The sequence below is a fragment of the Mesorhizobium sp. LSHC420B00 genome (assembly GCF_000503055.1).
In the GTDB taxonomy this organism is placed as follows: Bacteria; Pseudomonadota; Alphaproteobacteria; order Rhizobiales; family Rhizobiaceae; genus Mesorhizobium.
On the sequence record NZ_AYVY01000001.1, the window covers coordinates 153,738 to 170,077 of the forward strand.

Annotated in this window: 19 protein-coding genes and 1 pseudogene; 6 read left to right on the forward strand and 14 right to left on the reverse strand. The window is 62.6% G+C overall.

What is annotated here, in order from left to right:
• Positions 1–55: 55 nt before the first annotated feature.
• Entirely contained in the window at positions 56–832 is a 777-nt protein-coding gene (locus X760_RS41475; RefSeq protein WP_023716604.1) for a heme-binding protein, read from the reverse strand.
• 290 nt (positions 833–1,122) lie between these two features.
• Between X760_RS41475 and X760_RS41480 the strand changes: the two genes are divergently transcribed.
• The 4 genes from X760_RS41480 to X760_RS41490 all read left to right on the forward strand — a co-directional run bounded on the left by X760_RS41480 (position 1,123) and on the right by X760_RS41490 (position 3,366).
• Positions 1,123–1,875, forward strand: coding sequence for an SIR2 family protein (locus X760_RS41480; RefSeq protein WP_348633196.1), 753 nt, complete (start codon positions 1,123–1,125; stop codon positions 1,873–1,875).
• Between the two features lie 111 nt (positions 1,876–1,986).
• On the forward strand, positions 1,987–2,145 hold the full coding sequence (locus X760_RS76110; protein WP_245278486.1) for a hypothetical protein: 159 nt from the start codon (positions 1,987–1,989) through the stop codon (positions 2,143–2,145).
• Between the two features lie 4 nt (positions 2,146–2,149).
• The gene (locus X760_RS41485) at positions 2,150–2,785 is read left to right on the forward strand and encodes a LysE family translocator (protein ID WP_023716607.1); all 636 of its coding nucleotides are present in this window, start codon (positions 2,150–2,152) and stop codon (positions 2,783–2,785) included.
• Between the two features lie 86 nt (positions 2,786–2,871).
• Positions 2,872–3,366 (forward strand): hypothetical protein, encoded by a 495-nt coding sequence (locus X760_RS41490; RefSeq protein WP_023716608.1) that lies wholly within the window; start codon positions 2,872–2,874, stop codon positions 3,364–3,366.
• Positions 3,367–3,409: 43 nt separating this feature from the next.
• Here the strand turns inward: X760_RS41490 and X760_RS41495 are convergent, their stop codons facing one another.
• From X760_RS41495 to X760_RS77715, 3 genes are all read right to left on the reverse strand, one after another.
• A complete protein-coding gene (locus X760_RS41495) occupies positions 3,410–3,709 on the reverse strand; it encodes a DUF982 domain-containing protein (protein ID WP_084642356.1) in 300 nt (99 codons plus the stop codon).
• A 33-nt stretch (positions 3,710–3,742) separates the two neighbouring features.
• Positions 3,743–4,090, reverse strand: coding sequence for a DUF982 domain-containing protein (locus X760_RS0136850; RefSeq protein WP_023716610.1), 348 nt, complete (start codon positions 4,088–4,090; stop codon positions 3,743–3,745).
• A gap of 126 nt (positions 4,091–4,216) precedes the next feature.
• Positions 4,217–4,420, reverse strand: coding sequence for a hypothetical protein (locus X760_RS77715; protein ID WP_023716611.1), 204 nt, complete (start codon positions 4,418–4,420; stop codon positions 4,217–4,219).
• A 270-nt stretch (positions 4,421–4,690) separates the two neighbouring features.
• Here X760_RS77715 and X760_RS41505 point away from each other — a divergent pair, with 270 nt between their 5' ends.
• Positions 4,691–5,275 (forward strand): sigma-70 family RNA polymerase sigma factor, encoded by a 585-nt coding sequence (locus tag X760_RS41505; protein ID WP_036244131.1) that lies wholly within the window; start codon positions 4,691–4,693, stop codon positions 5,273–5,275.
• A 370-nt stretch (positions 5,276–5,645) separates the two neighbouring features.
• Here X760_RS41505 and X760_RS77720 read toward each other — a convergent pair whose 3' ends face one another.
• From X760_RS77720 to X760_RS41550, 10 genes and pseudogenes are all read right to left on the reverse strand, one after another.
• Entirely contained in the window at positions 5,646–5,864 is a 219-nt protein-coding gene (locus X760_RS77720; protein ID WP_023717099.1) for a hypothetical protein, read from the reverse strand.
• A 219-nt stretch (positions 5,865–6,083) separates the two neighbouring features.
• A pseudogene (locus X760_RS77725) lies at positions 6,084–6,788 on the reverse strand (class I SAM-dependent methyltransferase); the annotation flags it as partial.
• A gap of 59 nt (positions 6,789–6,847) precedes the next feature.
• Entirely contained in the window at positions 6,848–7,837 is a 990-nt protein-coding gene (locus X760_RS41515) for a GNAT family N-acetyltransferase (protein ID WP_031193309.1), read from the reverse strand.
• A 7-nt stretch (positions 7,838–7,844) separates the two neighbouring features.
• On the reverse strand, positions 7,845–8,909 hold the full coding sequence (locus X760_RS41520; RefSeq protein WP_023716615.1) for a glycosyltransferase family 4 protein: 1,065 nt from the start codon (positions 8,907–8,909) through the stop codon (positions 7,845–7,847).
• A 20-nt stretch (positions 8,910–8,929) separates the two neighbouring features.
• Positions 8,930–9,862 carry a beta-xylosidase gene (locus tag X760_RS41525; protein WP_023716616.1) on the reverse strand — a complete coding sequence of 311 codons (933 nt, stop codon included), beginning with the start codon at positions 9,860–9,862 and terminating at the stop codon, positions 8,930–8,932.
• Positions 9,855–10,616 (reverse strand): TIGR04290 family methyltransferase, encoded by a 762-nt coding sequence (locus X760_RS41530; RefSeq protein WP_023716617.1) that lies wholly within the window; start codon positions 10,614–10,616, stop codon positions 9,855–9,857. Before X760_RS41530 ends, X760_RS41525 begins: the two co-directional genes overlap by 8 nt.
• A gap of 2 nt (positions 10,617–10,618) precedes the next feature.
• Positions 10,619–11,419 carry a nucleotidyltransferase family protein gene (locus tag X760_RS41535; RefSeq protein WP_023716618.1) on the reverse strand — a complete coding sequence of 267 codons (801 nt, stop codon included), beginning with the start codon at positions 11,417–11,419 and terminating at the stop codon, positions 10,619–10,621.
• Positions 11,419–12,522, reverse strand: a complete 1,104-nt coding sequence (locus tag X760_RS41540) for a glycosyltransferase (RefSeq protein ID WP_023716619.1) — start codon at positions 12,520–12,522, stop codon at positions 11,419–11,421. Before X760_RS41540 ends, X760_RS41535 begins: the two co-directional genes overlap by 1 nt.
• Positions 12,523–12,536: 14 nt before the next feature.
• The gene (locus X760_RS41545; RefSeq protein WP_023716620.1) at positions 12,537–13,133 is read right to left on the reverse strand and encodes a histidine phosphatase family protein; all 597 of its coding nucleotides are present in this window, start codon (positions 13,131–13,133) and stop codon (positions 12,537–12,539) included.
• A complete protein-coding gene (locus tag X760_RS41550) occupies positions 13,130–14,233 on the reverse strand; it encodes a myo-inositol-1-phosphate synthase (RefSeq protein ID WP_023716621.1) in 1,104 nt (367 codons plus the stop codon). Before X760_RS41550 ends, X760_RS41545 begins: the two co-directional genes overlap by 4 nt.
• Before the next feature lie 159 nt (positions 14,234–14,392).
• Here X760_RS41550 and X760_RS41555 point away from each other — a divergent pair, with 159 nt between their 5' ends.
• Positions 14,393–16,225 (forward strand): hypothetical protein, encoded by a 1,833-nt coding sequence (locus X760_RS41555; protein WP_023716622.1) that lies wholly within the window; start codon positions 14,393–14,395, stop codon positions 16,223–16,225.
• Positions 16,226–16,340 lie beyond the last annotated feature (115 nt).

The following is a 16,340-nucleotide window of genomic DNA, read 5'->3' on the forward strand; positions in this document are numbered from 1 at the left end:
TCTCCCCTTTTGGCTGACACACTGGTTTTCGCTGCCACCTGTCGCACTTGCCTCATTAGCGTATCGACCCGCCGACACCGGCGCCAAGCTCTGCGGCTACGTCCGCCTCGGTTCCGGCACACAATGGATGGCCCCAGCCGGAAGCGCTCTTGCCGCCGGGATCGAGGTCGAAAATGATAGCGTCCTTGCGGTTTGGGTTGACGCCGGCCGGTACCTTGTCCAGCCCGAGTGCGGCCCGCACCCGCCAGGCGACATTGTGGTCGGCACAAGAGGAATCGCCGCTTATCCCGAGGGCCCCGACGATCCCCTTGCCGTCGTAGAGAGCCAGGCCACCGCCAAACACGACGACACCGCCGATGGGCTTTCCCAGCAATGGATCGCTGGAGCTTCCATACGTAGAAGGATCGCCCGCATAGGCTGCCGCCTGATTGACCGGATTGGTGGCCAGGAGGCCGAATAGAGGACCGCCGGGCTGCACCGGCGCGTAGAGGTTCGCGGTGGACAAAGCCATCTGCGCGAGGCTGAGCCCGTTGGCCGTATTGGCTTTTTCGGCGGCGATCAGTCGGCTGCCGGGCCACTGGGCGTCGGCGGTAGGCCCGCTGAAGGCGACGGCGCAGACAGTTCCGTCGCGAGCCACGATTGCCGCCCATTCATTGGTATCGAAGCCGCCATTGCCGGGGCCGCCGCTGGCTTTGACGTTGGCCTTGAGGGCGGCCAGCAATTTGTCATGGTCGGCCGGGCAAGGTGCTTGAGCCCAAGCCTTTTGCTGGACGGCGCCGATTGTAAGCAGGAACAGACATAATGCTACTGAGACAATCCGATGGCGATCCATTAGCTGCGCCGTCTTTGTTGAACACTCCCAACGCGCGAGAGGCGCAGAAGTGCCAAATGGAATGAAATAAATGTCGGATTCCGTCGGCCAAACTCGGCGGCCGGCGCTCGGGATAGTTGATCCTGGCGTTCTCATTCAACCGCAAATTGGACTTATTCCCGCGGTGGTCCGGGCTCGGCCGGAACGGAGGGCGCTGTTCGCAGTTGTGTCGGATGCTGTCTGCAGTCGAGCAACTGGCTCAATCGGTGAAAGAGCGACGAGCGATCTTGTTCGTTGGAGCCGGAGTGTCGATGAGCGTCGGCTTGCCGTCCTGGCAAAAGCTCATCGAGCACATGCAAAACGAGCTCGGCCTCGACGAGGACATGATCGGCGCACCGGAGGCCAACTATCAGGCCCTTGCCGAATATTACCGGCTGAAGCAGGGGAGCCTCGGCCCTTTGCGCAGCTGGATGGATCGCGAATGGAGCGTATCGCGGGAAAAAGTGCGGGGCTCGGCGATCCACAAGCTTATCGTGTCGCTCGATTTTCCGATCATCTACACCACCAATTATGATCGCAACCTCGAGGTTGCCTTCGAGATCCATGGCCGGCCCTTTGTGAAAGTGGCCAATGCAAAGGACTTGCCCAAGACAACAGGCGAGGTCACCCAGATCATCAAATTCCACGGCGATTTCGACGACGACAAATCCCTAGTCCTGGCGGAGACCGACTATTTCGACCGGCTTTCGTTCGATTCGGCGCTCGACGTGAAGTTTCGCGCCGACGCGCTCGGGCGTACCATCCTGTTCATCGGCTACAGCATGTCCGATATGAACATCCGTCTGCTGCTGCACAGGCTTTGGCAGACCTGGCGCCGGTCCGGTTATGAGAAGAATCGGCCAAAATCCTTCATCTTCATGCCGCAGCCAAGCATCGTCCAGGAGGCCGTCCTCGGACGCTGGGGCATCGATATGCTGACCGAGGATGCCGACGATCCGGAGGACGCGCTGCTCGCATTCCTGAACGAACTCAAGGACAAGGTCGGCCGGCCCGACGGCGCCTGAAAACCAGCGGAAGCGACGAAGCCGTGGGGAACCGGCTGGCCCGATGTGAGTTGGGAAGGCTAAGTTATACCGGATCCAGCGTGTATGAGTGGACGCAAACACAAGCGAAGAGTGCAAGCCAAAGATTGCCTCTCGACCGAGCAGGTCTATCAGATCAATTTCTTTGCCCGCAGGTGCGGCCTGACCAGGGACGAAGCGCTCAAGATGATGCGAGATGCCGGCCGGTTGAAGGGTGGCGGGAAGCCGTCTTACGAAACCGGGTCGAAGTAGCGGCATGGATCTCGCGTCATGGGCGGCTTTTGGCGGGACGGTCATCCTGATGCAGATGCCGCCAGGGCCTGACAGTCTGCTGGTGATGGCGCGTGGCGTCGGACAGGGCCGGGACGTTGCCCTGTTCACCGTTCTGGGCATGACCCTCGGCGCCGGAATGGTCCAGTTGCCGCTCCTTGCCCTCGGCATATCGTCACTGCTCCAGGCATCGCCCCTTGCCTTTGCGATGCTTCGCTGGGCGGGCGCAGCCTATCTGGTTTGGCTTGGATCGCGTATGGTATTATTACGGTCGGATAGCGTCGCCGTCGACGAGCCGCGCAATGTCGGACCGCTTGCGGCCGCGCGTGAAGGAATGATCGCCAATCTGATAAATCCCTGGCCGATAACCTTGATGGTGGCATTCCTTCCGCAGTTCGTCGATCCTGCTCGCGGATCGGTCACGCTGCAATTGCTGCTGCTCGGTGGCACACAGAAAATGACCGGTGTGCTGGTGCTAGGCACATATGCGCTCGCGTCCGGCACCTTCGGGGCCTGGATTATGAAACGACCGAAGGTAAGGCTCTGGCAGCGCCGCGTGGCAGGCTGCCTCGTTGTCGGCCTCGGTGTCCGCATGGCACTCGGTGGTGGCGCACACCGCTGAGGATCGAGCGATGCACCGGCGGCCGCCCTTATGGAACATCCATCGACAATTTTCGTTGACATGCTCCACAAGGCGAGAGGTCGAACATGTCGAAGTTCCAAGCCGCCACCCCAGAGCGTTTGCAGCAGCTCAGGCTTGAGGCAACGGCGCACTTTGCGCCCCTCATACTGCGCGAGGCGCTGGTGCGTCTCTGCCGGGCCTGCGGAAGCGATAGCCTCGAACGTTTCGAGAAGACCATGGTCGACCAAATCGAAGCATCGCGTGACGAGAAAGCCGATTTCGACACGATGAAGGAATTTGCCATCGAACAGCTCTATGGCTGGATTCGAGACGTCAAGTCGTCACCGGATATGACACAGCCGCTGGAGAACGTAGATACTCGAAGGACTCCCGGCCGCTCTGAAGAGCCGCAGACGCTGGAAGACCAGTTGCAGGCTGGTCTGGAGGATTCTTTCCCGGCGAGCGACCCGCCGTCGGTCGTCTCCACCGCGATCCCCGGCGGATCGAAGAAGCTCGTCGGAACCGACGAGGTCCTCAGGCAGCAGCGCGAGAAAAAGGCCGAGAACGCCAGCCATTCGTGATAAGCTGGCGCTGGACGGAACTGCCGGGAGGCAGCCTGCCGGCTCACTCGATGTCGGACATGAAGGCTGTCGGGGCATGCGCATCATGCGGCTCGCCCTCGACAAGAATGTTCGCCTCCCAAGCGGCGTCGACAAATGCTTGGCGGGCTTTGGCGGCCGTGATTTCACCGGTCCGGGCGCGATTCAATAAATCTGCCGCCATCAGCGACAGCGGCGCGTTGCGCGCCGGCCATTTCTCGCTTTTCAGGCAATATAATGCTTCGAAAACGGAACTGACCAATCGCGATCGCCCAGGCTTGCCGAAATAGATGCAAACAGGAGTATCGAACTCTATTCTCAGCACCGTATTCCTCCCGGTTCAAGCAAGCTGGCCGCTTCAAGTAAGCTGGGTTTCTCCAGGGTCTGGAGGGCCGTCCGATGGGCGTTTTAGCCAAACGTCGTGAGCCTTCGCAGGTGTTGTAATGCGTGCTGGTGTTTCGGTCGTCATATCGTGCGCCAGAATGCCCGCCTTGCGGGCGAATGCTTCGAACGCCGCGCGCACCGTCTGGGTATCGACCTCGTCAGCCAGCCCGGCGCGACAGGCGTCGAACGCCGCCTTGTGCGCCGGGCCGCGGCTCGGCCATTCGTTCAAGACGTCATAGGCCTGCCAGACATTTTCGACATGGCGAGGGAAACCAAGGCCGACGAGAATTGGAACGGGGCGGCCAAACGATTTTTTTGTCATCTGTGTCTCCGCGAAAGAGCCTGTCGCATCAACGCTCGGGACGGACAGAGGCCGATGCTCTTTAACGCGGGATTGCTGCACGGGTTGCAGCGGGTTTGTTCGATCGTGCGGCGGCCGGTCGTGCCATTATTTGTTGGTCCGCATCTTCTGCCGGGGATTGATACCGCCTTGGGGCGTGGTGTCGTTCTCGACATCACCTTCGAACGTGTTGTCGCCCTGATCGAGCCGGTCGCCCTCCTTGATCGTACCCTTGGAACTGCCGATGCCGGGATCGTTGGCGAGGTCGCTATCGGCCGGCGTTTTGCCTTTAACGTGCTTGTTTCCTGTCATGGATTCCTCCTGTTTTTGAGGTGGCGGGCTGTCCTTGAGGTGGCGGCCAAGGCTCGCGCCAGTAGCGGCGCCCCGGATTTTCGCAGACCTCGATTCGAACTCCGCGACACCGGTGGTTGTTCCGTCAAAAATATCGCCGTCGGCTGGATCGCCCAGCCAAGCCCCTCCGGTTTCTGGAGCCAGGTGATTTTCGCCAACCGGAACGATCTTTCGCCCAATGCATTTAACTGGTCTGCGCTCACGAACTCATTCTGGACGGGAGCTGGACCATTGCCACCCACAGCCTACGCCTTCGCGACCCGCGAAACCGAAGAAGTTTCCATCGTCCACCTCATACCCGCTTTAAGGGCTTTCGCCCGCACCTTCTGCCGCACTCCCGATGATGCCGACGACCTGGTCCAGGAGACGCTGACCAAGGGACTGGCCAACATCGACAAGTTCGAAGCTGGAACGCGCATGAAGTCATGGCTGTTCACCATCATGCGCAACACCTACTACACGCGTGTCAGAGCCGCGGTGAGGGAAGCGCCAGGCCTGCTCGACTGCGCTTCGCTGCGGCCGATCTCGGAAGCGACGCAGGAATGGTCGGTACAGGGCAAGGAAGTCCACCAGGCCATCCAGAGCCTTCCCGAGCACCAGCGCGAGGTTCTGATGCTGATAGGCGTGCTGGGCGTCAGCTATGAGGAAACGGCCGAAATATGCGGTTGCGCAGTCGGAACGGTGAAAAGCCGGCTCAACAGGGCACGCGCCGGCGTGCTGGAATACCTTGGCGAAAGTTCCTCGCAAACGCTGATGGAAAGGCGCAGCTACCTGTCCGAAGGACAACTGGACTTCGAAGCCGAGAGGCGCCGCTAATATACATGTGACGTTAGTTGCTGGTTTGGCGCAATCGTCTTTCCACAAGCGCGTGCTGCAATTCGATCGCAAGTTTGGTCAGCCGGTCAGGAACCCTTTCCTGTTCGATGGCCGCAAGCAAAGAAGCGATTTCCCGGTCTATCGTCAGATCGGCACGCGTGCTGACGGAATCTTCCCTTGAGCGAGACATCGCGTTCTCTTGGCAAATGTTGGTCCCTTCACCTCACTCTGGTGGCAACAGTGCGAGTTTGCAAGAATTTGCAGGCTATTCCATGCGACCGGCTTCGGTCCTTGCACAGCTTGGTCAGCAGTTGGGCTCTCGCTGCGTTTCAATTGCTCGCCGGCTGCAAGCCACATGCCGCCGCAACGATCAGTTTTCAGGCCGCCGATCCGCTGAATGATCCTGGTACTGCTCGGACTTGACCCGATTGCCGTCGAGCCCACGCTCCTTGGTGTGCTGCTTCTTGTCTCTGTTGGACAGAACGGCGTTCTCTCCGATCTTGTCCTTGGGAAGATCGGTCATCGCGCCAGCGCCAGCGCCTTTGCCGTGACTGCCGCGGCCGATGTGCTTCTTGCTGCCGGACGCCATCTTGTCCTCCTTCATACTGTCGAGCGGCTTTTCCCGTTCGGCATCCGAACCAGCGTTGGGCCGCAATGTTCCGCCGGAAATCGTAAGCAGGAAGGCATCGCCGTCCCAGTGCCGGAACGGCTTTTCCCCGTCGACGAGGACTTGCATGCCATTTGCATTGGCGAAGTTACGAACGTCGGCGCGATCCAGCGCCGGCTGTCCGCGATAGGAATAATTCAAAAGCACAGCGATGCCCGGCCTCTTCAGCACGCGGGCGATTTCCATGAAGTGCCGTTCCGCGAGGCCGGCCAGCACCAGATAGGGAAAGCTGTCGACGGCCAGCACGCGATCGAGGCTGGCATCGCGAAAATCGGCAAGATCGAAACCGCGGGTAGGGCGGAATTCTACATTGCCGAGCCCGGCGCATCGCCGCCGGGCGATCGAGATCATCGCCACGGATATGTCGATGCCGACGATCCGGTGCGATAGAGCGGAGAGCGCCTGTTCGAACCGACCGATGCCACAGCCGATGTCCAGTATGTCGCGGTCAGTGCCGGTAAAGCCTCGCCTCTCCAGCCATGCGACGATCTCAGCCGTCGCGGCCGAGAGCTTTTCCTCATTGCCCAGCGACGACAGCTGGACGCTCGCCGCCGGGGAGATCGCCGCCGCCGCGTCAAATCCTGCCGCCAGCCGCTTGACCACCGCATCGTCGGTCTCGTCCTCCCCGCGTTCGTGCCGAACCGCAGCACCTGTTTTGCGCAGCGTGGCGAAGATCTCGGGCCTGCGCTGAAGCAGGCCGGCAATCCGCTGTAGTTTCGCCGTCTTTCGCGGGTCGGCCGAGTGCATATTTTGCGCAATCGTCGCCAGTTCTACGGCGTCGATTCCTGTCTCGAAACGGAGAGCCAGCCTGGCGATGACGGCTTCGGCGCCGGCACCATCTGCCATGCACTCCTCCAGCACCTGTGTTGCTGATGTCGCCCGCCGAGATCTCGATCGGGTCGCGTTCACCGCCCTTTGCTCCGCGTCCAGATCTTGCGCAGCGTCCACCGGTCGACGGCGCCCCAGCTGTATTTGTAGGCCTCTTGCCCGCGCAGAAAATCGAAGTCTTCCGCGCCTTCGCAGATCGCCTGGCTTATCGCCTGGCCGATGAGCAGCGCGCCGGGACTTTCCTCCGCATAGGCCGGATCGAAGCCACCGAGGTAAGCGTAAGCGCGGCCTCGATGATGAAACCCGTAATAAGCGCCCACGATCGCGCCACCGATAGCGACAAGCCAGCATCGGGCAAGTGCCTGAGCAACCAGCTGCGGCAGCGCCTGACGATGGAATTCTTCCACCCGGCTGTCGGACAGGACGCCGTCGCCGTGTCCGGCCCAGCGCGCGCGGTGAAGGCGGATCAAATGATCGAGGAATGTCTGCGGATCGGACAAAACGGGCTCGATGGAGACCCGGCCACGTCTCGAAGCGGCTCTATGGGCGCGGCGCAATTGGCGCCGTCGCCGCGCCGGAACACAGGTGAGAAGCGTCTCATCGCCCATGAGGGAAAGCACCGGGCAAGCAGCGTGGCTGACAGCCTGGCTTGTTTCGAGCGCGGCATGGCAGATGGCGAGGCCGGCACCGTCGGTCGGCAGATCCGGCAAGATCCACTGTGACCAGCCGATGGAAAGAACCGAGCCGGCGATGACGGCGCCGACCGGTTCGGCGATCTCGGGAAGACAAAGGAGGTCCAGATAGTCGCTCAACGAAATCCCAAGCGGAAGCAATCGCGCGCCAGCTTCCCGGTGTTCCAGATAGAGTGGCGCCAGGCCGACCAGGTCATCGCCACTCCAGACGGCGACCGTCGCAAGCTCACCAGGAGCGAATGTCCGCCACCACGGCACCAGCCATGCGGGAGACTGGAACGGCGTCGCCGAGGGACTGCGCGACCAGAGTTCCCACCAGTGTGGCCCGAGGGCTTCGAGGCCCGCCGCATCGTCGATGATCTCGCTGCGGAGCATGTCCCGCTCACTTCGCCGCCGCGGGCTGTCCGCTGTCTGTGCCGAGCCGTGCCAGCGCCCGATAGGCGTCCATGTAGGAGGAGACCATGCGGTCGAGTGAAAAGCGGCGCCGCGCCTCGGCCCGGCAGGTCTCGGGATCCAGGCCGGACGCGGCAACGATGGCTTCCGCCATCTCGTCGACATCCCCGACCAGATACCCGGTCTTGCCGTGCTCGACCACATCCGGCAGTGCGCCATTCGGGAAGGCCACCACGGGGGTGCCGCAGGCGAGCGCCTCCATGGCGACGAGCGAACTGGTTTCCGCGGCAAGGCTCGGGATGACCAGGCAGCGGGCTGTGTTGAGCAGGCGCCGCTTGGCGACAAGGCCGAGGGGACCAAGGAAGCGGCGCCGGTCGTCCAGCCGGGGTTCGACCTCGTCGCGAAAATACGCGGTGTGGGTTTCGTAGGGGTAGACTTTTCCGCCGACGACCAGCGGCACACCGGCCTTCTTGGCTGCGTCCAGCGCCAGATGGATGCCCTTTTCCGGGCAGACGCGGCTGAGCACGAGCGCAAACTCGTGTTTGGCCTGCGGCTCGCTCAGCGCGTCGACGTCCACTCCGTTGGGAATCGGCCCGATCAGCCTGGCGCCCGGCGGCGCGGTTCTTTGCTGAGCCGCCGATACCGCATGCAGCCACAGGTCCTCCCGCGCCGGATTGAGAGCGTCGGCCGGATACCAGTCGAGCGGCAAATGCAAGGTCACCAATGTCGGCCCATCGCCCGGCAGATAGGCGTCGAAATCGATGCCGTGCAAATGTACCACGTCGATTGGCCAACGGGCGCGCGCGGTAGCTATTGCTGCGCGATGAGCACGCTGGGCCCGGCGCTTCGCCGCTTCATCGAGCACAGCCGGTTCGGCCGGCGTCTCGATGAGAGTGCCGGCAGCGCTCGAGCCCTGGCAGCCAATCACGATCGAACGGTGTCCGGCCTGTACGAGCGCCTGATCGAGCATCGACAGCACCTGCTCGGCGCCGCCGACCGCATCCGGCCCGACCGGGGCGAGGGGATAGGCGACGTTGAGGACGGTGAGCGTCATGGCTGGCGAGCCGAAGCTCCTCACGCTGCGGAGGCGCGCTGCCTGCCGGCGGAAGGGGCAGCGATGCTGCCGGCATAGCGGCGCGTCATTGCCGCGCAGAATTCGGCGAATTCCGCCGGCACCAGCGGCGGGCTGGCGTGGTGCGGCATCATTCCGCGGTGTTCCGGCGTGAAGCAGAAGGTGACCGTCACGTCGAAGTCGGCCAACGCCTCCATTTGCCGGTCGAACCAGTCAAGTGCGTTCGGCCTGAAACTGTCGGCCCAGGAAAGCCCGGTGCGCAGATTGGTGACGCCGAGCCGTTTCATCCAGGCGACGGCGTCATCCAGCCGGTGATCTTCGAAATGGAACCACTGCACCAGTCCCATTGCCGGCGCGTGGTGCAGGAATTCCTCGAGCGCGGGCTTTGGCGTGCCGTCCTGGCGCAGCAGGCCCATGTAGAAATGGCGGTAGTAGGAAGAGCCTTCCGCCTCGCGATGGCGCGTCGTCGCTTCCCATTCGCGCGGCAGGTCGTAGAGGCTATACCATTGGATGCGCGGTGCGTTGCCGATCAGCAGTTCCGCTGTCCGGCGCAGGCCCCAGGCCTGTACCTCCTCGGCACCGAAGGTCGACACGCCGACCTCGCTGACCCATACCGGAAGATCGGTGACAGCCGAAATTTCGCCAATCTTCTGCGGCCATTCGTGGATCTGCCAGAGGTTCCAGTCGAGCGGAAAGCCGTGCACGGCGACCGCGTCGACATGATCGAGCACGCCGAATTCCTGCATCCGTGTTATGAAGGCGGCGTCGATCGGCGAGATGCCGCCAAGGACCTTGGTCAAGGCCGGATTCTCCGACGCTATCGCGTCGGCGGCCAGGATTGCCATGTTGGCGAAGCGGCTCCAGTCGGGATCGAGCTCTGGATCCCAGTGGGATTTGTTGTTTGGCTCGTTCCAGATCATCGCGGCTTCAATCATTTATCTGTCCTTTCGACGGGTAGATGGCGCCGCCGCCGGCCGGTACGTCGGCGGTGCGGCAGAAATAGACCTCCTGCTCGGGTTGCAGCACGATCTCGAAGCCGGCGCTGCGCAGCATGGCTTCGGTGCAGGCGCGATTGGGAATCCACCAGTTGGTCGGGTCGTCGGCATAACGATGCTCGATGAAATGCAGCTTTGGGAACTCCGGCCGGTCGAACAGGTCGTGCGTCCAGAAATGATAATTCTGCTCGAGTGCCGGCACGTCGGTGCTGCCGCGCTGCATCGACTGGAAAATCATCAGGTCGTCGGCAACGTGCTCCCGGATCAGATCGAGAGCGAGCAAGGGATGGCGCAAATGGTAGAGCACTCCCATGAACAGCACGATGTCGAACCGCTCACGCAGCGCGCCAACGTCGTAGACCGAGAGCTGCTGGAATTCGATGTCGCAGTCCGCAACCTCAGCGGCAAAGCGCGCCTGCGCAAGGTATGCCTCGTCGAAGTCGATGCCGAGCACGCGACCGGCGCCGCGGCGTTTCATCTCGATAGAGTAGAAACCTGCATTGCAGCCTATGTCGAGCACCGCCTTGCCGGAAAGATCGGCGGGAATGGCGTCGGCGAATTTGCGCCATTTGATCAGCGGGTAATTGCCGAGGAAATGATCGGGAGCCGTTTCCACGCCGGCCAGCTCCATATTGTGGAACCATGGGCCGAGCGCATCGATGCGGCGGCGGATTTCGGCATCGGAATGCAGCATGGCTAGCCTCCTTCGCCTGCGAGGATAGGGACGTGCTGGTGGCCGGGCAGCGTCATGGCGGCTTGGTCGTCCTTGGTACCGGCGGCGCTTTCGAGCAGCCGAAGTGCCGTGCGATAGCCGTTGAAGGTGCCGACGTCGACATAGGCGGTGCCAGCCTTGATGCCATGCGCTTCACCCCCGGCGGCCAGATAGGCATTGACCAGCGTGCCGATATATTCGTCGCACCGGTCCCGCTCCCGCCACAGCGCGGCAAGCCGGTGAAGGGTGTGGCCGGGCATCTTGAACGCACCCCAGATCCAGTTCGACGCGGCATTCTGCTGCTTGACCTGGATTTGCTTCACCCGGCTGTTCTGGTCGACAACGACGGCATCGAAGAATTCCGGCTGGTCCACCGGAAACAGCAGGAAGGACAGGCCGTCGTCCGGAAGCGCTAAGAAGCCGTCTTCGGGAAACCAGATCGTATCGGGCAACCCGACCAGAACGGTCTCGTCGGCTGCGACGAGTGGTGCGGCGCGGAAGATGGCGTCGCAAAGGCCGACTGGAGAGGGCTGCACCACGAACAGAGCGGCCGCATCGGCATAGCCGGCAGAATAATATTCGAGGATATCCGACTTACCCGAGCCGATGACGAAGCAGATCTTGTCAGCCCCCGCGCGCACCATGCGGCGCACCAGGTATTCGCTGACCGCGCAAGGCCGCTCGGTATTGCCGTCGATGCGGCTGCCGACCGGCAGAAGCTCCTTCGAAAAGCCGAGCGGCTGGATGCGGCTTCCCCGTCCGGCTGCGGGCACGATGCCCAACATCAAACTGCCTCCTTCAACGGCTCGCCATGCGTGGAGCCGTGCAGTGCATCGGACAGGATGCGGTCGAATTCCTTCGCCCGCCGCGCCGAGGTGTGTTCGTCCAGCACCCGCTCGCGCGCTCGGCGGCGGATCGCGTCAAGCTCGGCGTCGGGCAGGTCGAGCGCGGCGACCACGTCGTCGGTGCTGTTGGCCACGACGATCTCTTCGCCGGGCCGGAAGAAGGCCTCCAGTCCCGGCCACGTGTCGCTCACCATCGCAGCACCGCAAGCGGCGGCTTCGAATAGCCGGCCGGAAGGACACCAGCCCCTTTCGGCCATCGCCTCGCGGGTCACGTTCAGGGTCAGCCGTGATGATGAAAAGAAGGCGGGGTGTTCGGCGGGCGGCAGGTGACGGACGAAGAAAATATTGTCGCTCCACGGGAATTCTTGCGGATATTGTGCGCCGCCAATGATGAAACGGCGATCCGGCAGGCGCGCAGCCGGACTGACCAGCAGCCTTTCGACCCCGGTCTGGCGGTCTGCCGCATACGTCCCGAGATAGGAAAGGTCGCCGGCAAACTCCGGCTTGGGCGGGGCCGGCCGGTGTCGCTCTGGATCGACATGGCCGTAGAGTGGCATGACGCGGCGCGCGCCCAGCATCGTCTTCAGCGCATCGATCGCGGTTCCTCCCGTGTAGCTCAGCACGAGGTCGAAATCCCGAAGCCCTTCCGGCCCGAAATAGGCCGGAGGCTCACCTTGTTCGATTCGCGCCAGCGTCACCGGCGTGTCTAGGTCATAGAAGACCTTCAGCCCGCGACAGGCCTGGTGGGCAAAGCGCGACGCGCTCACCGCATCGGGGCAATAGGAGGTGACGATGACGACATCGGCCTCATTCACCGCCTGCTCGGCAGCGCTCTGGATGTCCTGCCAGTCCGGATAAAGGACAATGCTGCCGCCATCCAGCTGGTCGAGGTCGCGCGTCCCGGCATAATAGGGAGTGTTGCGTTCGAAGAAGGTGATGGACCAGCCCAGCCCGGCCATCGCCCGGATCAATCCGCGCCACAGCGTGGCGTGCCCGTTGCCCCACGACGATGTCACGGTAAGACCGAAAATGACCATGCGCATCCGGCAATTCCTCGTCAGGCAGCTTCGTTGAGTCTGATCAGCTTCGACCCCCAGTCTCCCCAAACAACCGTGGTGATCGATGCTGGGTCGATATCGAAACGAAAGCAGTTCCCCAGCGACAGGCCGAGCACTTTGCACACGGCGGCCTTGATGACGTCGGCATGGCTGACCAGTGCAACGCACTGGTTCTGGTATGTTCCGCGGACCTGCTCGATCAGCGAGACGACGCGTTGCTGCACGTCCAGCATGGTCTCGCCGCTCGGTGTTCTCGCCTGCTGGCGCTGGTCGTTCCACACCCGCCAGTCGGCATCCTGGTTCAGTTCCTCGAAGGTCTTTCCCGACCAGGTGCCGAAGTCGATCTCATCGAGTTCCTCGCGGATCACGATTTCACCGGCATTGCAGGCGAGCGCAATCGGATTGGCCGTCTCCTGCGTGCGTTCGCGCGGGCTACAAAAGATTGCCGCTATCGCCTCGCGTGCCATACGGTCAGCCAGATGCGAGGCCTGTGCCCTGCCGGCTTCGCCGAGGCAAACGCCCGCCATCCGTCCGGCAAGATAACAGCCGACATTGTCATGCGCGGCGTGGCGGACCAGAAAGAACGTCGTCGTCATTCCGCGGCATCGAGCATCGGCTCGTCCTTACCGGCGATGAAAGAGAGCGTGCGCTGGCGGGCTTCCGCGTCGGTGAACTGCTCGGGCGGCGATTTCATGAAATAGCTGCAGGGACCGGTCAGCGCGCCTGCGATGCCGCGGTCGAGCGCCAGCTTGGCGCAACGCACCGCATCGATCACGACCCCGGCCGAGTTGGGCGAATCCCACACTTCCAGCTTGAGCTCGGCATTCAGCGGCACACCGCCGAAGGTCGTGCCTTCGACCCGGATATAGGCCCACTTGCGGTCGGTCAGCCACGGCACGTGGTCGCTCGGCCCGACGTGAATGTTGCCGGGCTCCAAGGGAACATCGATCTGGCTGGTGACGGATTGCGTCTTTGAGATCTTCTTCGATTCCAGCCGCTCGCGCTCCAGCATGTTGAGGAAATCGGTGTTGCCGCCGAAATTGAGCTGGTAGGTGCGATCGATACGCACGCCGCGCTCACGAAACAGGTTGGCAAGCAGACGATGTACGATCGTCGCACCGACCTGGCTCTTGATGTCGTCGCCGATCAGCGGCAGGCCGTGTTGCTCGAAGCGGCGGCGCCACTCCGGCCGCGAGGCGATGAAGACTGGTATGCAGTTGACGAAGGCGCAGCCCGCATCGAGCGCGCACTCGGCATAAAAGTGCGTTGCCTCCTCCGAGCCGACTGGCAGATAGGACACCAGGATTTCGGCGCCGCTGTCGGCGAGGATCTTGCCGACATTGGCGACCGGCTCGTCGGCCTCCTCGATCTCGTCGCGCAGATATTTGCCGATGCCGTCCAGCGTCGGTCCGCGTTCGACGCGAGCGCCGGTAGGCGCCACATTGGCAAAGCGGAAAGTATTGTTCGGCGCGCTGTAGATCGCGTCTGCCACATCGCGTCCGACCTTGCCCTTGGCGACGTCGAATGCGCAGACCACTTCAATGTCCTTGACATGGTAGCCGCCAAGATCGGCGTGCATCAGCCCGGGTATGGGCTCATTGCTCCTTGCGTCGCGGTAATAGGTGATGCCCTGAACAAGGGAGGAAGCGCAGTTGCCGACGCCGACTATACCGATTCGAACTTTCTTCGATCCCACGAAACCGCTGCCTATGCTGTTGAAGGTAAGTTCTTCGTGCCAAACCGCCTTCCTCCCGGATTGTTCCTTGCCGGCTGCAAAAATCGTGCAACCGATAGTGGATCAAAGTAGCGCCCGCCGAGTTGTGCAGCGAGGGGTGAGGCCAACCAGGACGGGACAATGATCGTCTATGGCGACCACAAGCAAATGCAGAGCGCGCAACTTGTTCGCGGCTCAGCGTGCAAAGCGGCCGAGCACATTGCGGACATGCCAAGTGGGATCGAGCGCCACGCAGCCCTGGTCGGCCTGTTCATCAGGGCCTCGGAACTGGTCCAGGGCCTTGCCGATGCTGAATTCGAGGCCAACGGCACGGACCGGAATTCCCCACAGCGGATCGCGGGCGCAAATCTCCTGGTCGGCTTGGCCCGGCACGTGGGTAGATCGTGGGAGGCCGGGTTCACGATCGATGGCCCGGTCGAGGCAGACGTGCCGCGAATTTTGGCCGAACTCGAATGCGATGGCGACATCCTGACCGGCTCGGCTGAGGGCTACGCCCATTACGCGCTTTATCCGGAGAGCTATTTCGTCGCCGCGCGGCAGTCGGGTCTCGATGCGAACACATGCGTAATCGGCATCCGCAGCATCGGCCTGGGGCTTGCAGCGATGGTGGCTGCAGCCATCGGCGCACCAGCACCCGTCAGCGTCCGTCCGACCGGCCACCCGTTTCGCAGGCGGCTTGCCGCCGATCCGGAGCTGATCGGTGGCTGGATGACGAAGCCGTCGGCCCGCTTTGCAATCGTCGACGAAGGCCCGGGCCTGTCCGGCAGTTCGTTCCACGCCGTGGTCGCATGGCTGCAAGGGCTAGGCATCGATGCCGGGCGCATCCATCTGTTCCCAAGCCATTTGGGTGGCCCGGGTCCCGAGGCTTCGGCGGACAGTCGCGAGGCATGGAGGGTTTGCCAAAAACACACCGCGGATTTCGAACGCACTTTCCCCGCTGGATCCGCTGTCCCGACGTTGCGGAATTGGGTAGCCCGGACCATCGGCAGCACAGCGGCCAGCCTGGCGGAAACATCCGGCGGAGAGTGGCGTCGCTTGCACTATCACTCGCAGGATCATTGGCCACCCGTTCACCGCGGCTTCGAGCGGCGAAAGTTCCTCGCTTCTGCGGGCCGGGAAAAATGGTCGGTCAAGTTCGTCGGGCTCGGCGAAATCGGAATGCACAAGGCCGGGACTGCCGGGAGGCTACATGATGCAGGCTTTGGCCCGGAAGTCGCCGGGCTGTGCCATGGCTTTCTCGTCGAACGCTGGATCGACGGTACAACGCTGGACCGGGCAAGGCTTTCGAAAGAAAAAGTGGTCGCTCATCTCGCGCGCTATCTGGCCTGGCGCGCAGCCAATCTGCCCGCCTCCGAGCCGGGCGCCTCGCTGGAGGCGCTTGCCGACATGGCCGTGCGGAATACAAGTGAGGCGCTGGGCGAGCGCCGCGCGGCGGAGCTGCAGAACTGGTTCTCGAACCAGGCTTCACCCAAGAATATGCAGCGGGTCGAGATCGACGGGCGGCTTCATCCGTGGGAGTTCATCCTTTCGCGCGGCGGAACGCTGATCAAGACGGACGCCCTCGACCATTGCCGGTCGCACGATCTGGTCGGCTGTCAGGACATCGCCTGGGACATTGCCGGCGCCCGCGTCGAATACAGCCTCTCGGACGCGGCGACTGCGGCGCTTTGCAAGGTTGTGGAAGCGAGAGCTTCCCGTCCCGTCGATGCCAATCTGGTCCACTACTACGAGCCCTGCTATCTCGCCTTCCAGCTTGGCTTGTGGAGCATGGCTTTACGATCTGGCGATGATCGGGAACAGATCCGGCTGGCGGCCGCGGCAAGACGTTATACGGCGATGTTGCTTCGGTTCCTGGATACCCAAGGGCACCTGCGGCCCTTCGAGCAGGATCAGTCCAGCCGGCGAAGCATATCCGCTTCCTTTTCGAGGATGGCGGCTACCTCTTCCCGCTGAAGATGCGTCAGCATCAGGCTCACGCAACATTCCAGATAGGTGATGGAGGCGCGCCGCAGGAAGGCAGCCGTCTCCCTTGCGGCCATTTGCTCGATGTCTTTGGCGGATCGCTTTG

Excerpts from the sequence above, each read along its gene's own strand:
- X760_RS41475 (WP_023716604.1), bottom strand. The coding sequence starts at position 832 with ATGGATCGCCATCGGATTGTCTCAGTAGCATTATGTCTGTTCCTGCTT.
- X760_RS41480 (WP_348633196.1), top strand. The coding sequence starts at position 1,123 with ATGAGCGTCGGCTTGCCGTCCTGGCAAAAGCTCATCGAGCACATGCAA.
- X760_RS41485 (WP_023716607.1), top strand. The coding sequence starts at position 2,150 with ATGGATCTCGCGTCATGGGCGGCTTTTGGCGGGACGGTCATCCTGATG.
- X760_RS41490 (WP_023716608.1), top strand. The coding sequence starts at position 2,872 with ATGTCGAAGTTCCAAGCCGCCACCCCAGAGCGTTTGCAGCAGCTCAGG.
- X760_RS0136850 (WP_023716610.1), bottom strand. The coding sequence starts at position 4,090 with ATGACAAAAAAATCGTTTGGCCGCCCCGTTCCAATTCTCGTCGGCCTT.
- X760_RS77715 (WP_023716611.1), bottom strand. The coding sequence starts at position 4,420 with ATGACAGGAAACAAGCACGTTAAAGGCAAAACGCCGGCCGATAGCGAC.
- X760_RS77720 (WP_023717099.1), bottom strand. The coding sequence starts at position 5,864 with ATGGCGTCCGGCAGCAAGAAGCACATCGGCCGCGGCAGTCACGGCAAA.
- X760_RS41515 (WP_031193309.1), bottom strand. The coding sequence starts at position 7,837 with ATGCTCCGCAGCGAGATCATCGACGATGCGGCGGGCCTCGAAGCCCTC.
- X760_RS41520 (WP_023716615.1), bottom strand. The coding sequence starts at position 8,909 with ATGACGCTCACCGTCCTCAACGTCGCCTATCCCCTCGCCCCGGTCGGG.
- X760_RS41525 (WP_023716616.1), bottom strand. The coding sequence starts at position 9,862 with ATGATTGAAGCCGCGATGATCTGGAACGAGCCAAACAACAAATCCCAC.
- X760_RS41530 (WP_023716617.1), bottom strand. The coding sequence starts at position 10,616 with ATGCTGCATTCCGATGCCGAAATCCGCCGCCGCATCGATGCGCTCGGC.
- X760_RS41535 (WP_023716618.1), bottom strand. The coding sequence starts at position 11,419 with ATGTTGGGCATCGTGCCCGCAGCCGGACGGGGAAGCCGCATCCAGCCG.
- X760_RS41540 (WP_023716619.1), bottom strand. The coding sequence starts at position 12,522 with ATGCGCATGGTCATTTTCGGTCTTACCGTGACATCGTCGTGGGGCAAC.
- X760_RS41545 (WP_023716620.1), bottom strand. The coding sequence starts at position 13,133 with ATGACGACGACGTTCTTTCTGGTCCGCCACGCCGCGCATGACAATGTC.
- X760_RS41555 (WP_023716622.1), top strand. The coding sequence starts at position 14,393 with ATGATCGTCTATGGCGACCACAAGCAAATGCAGAGCGCGCAACTTGTT.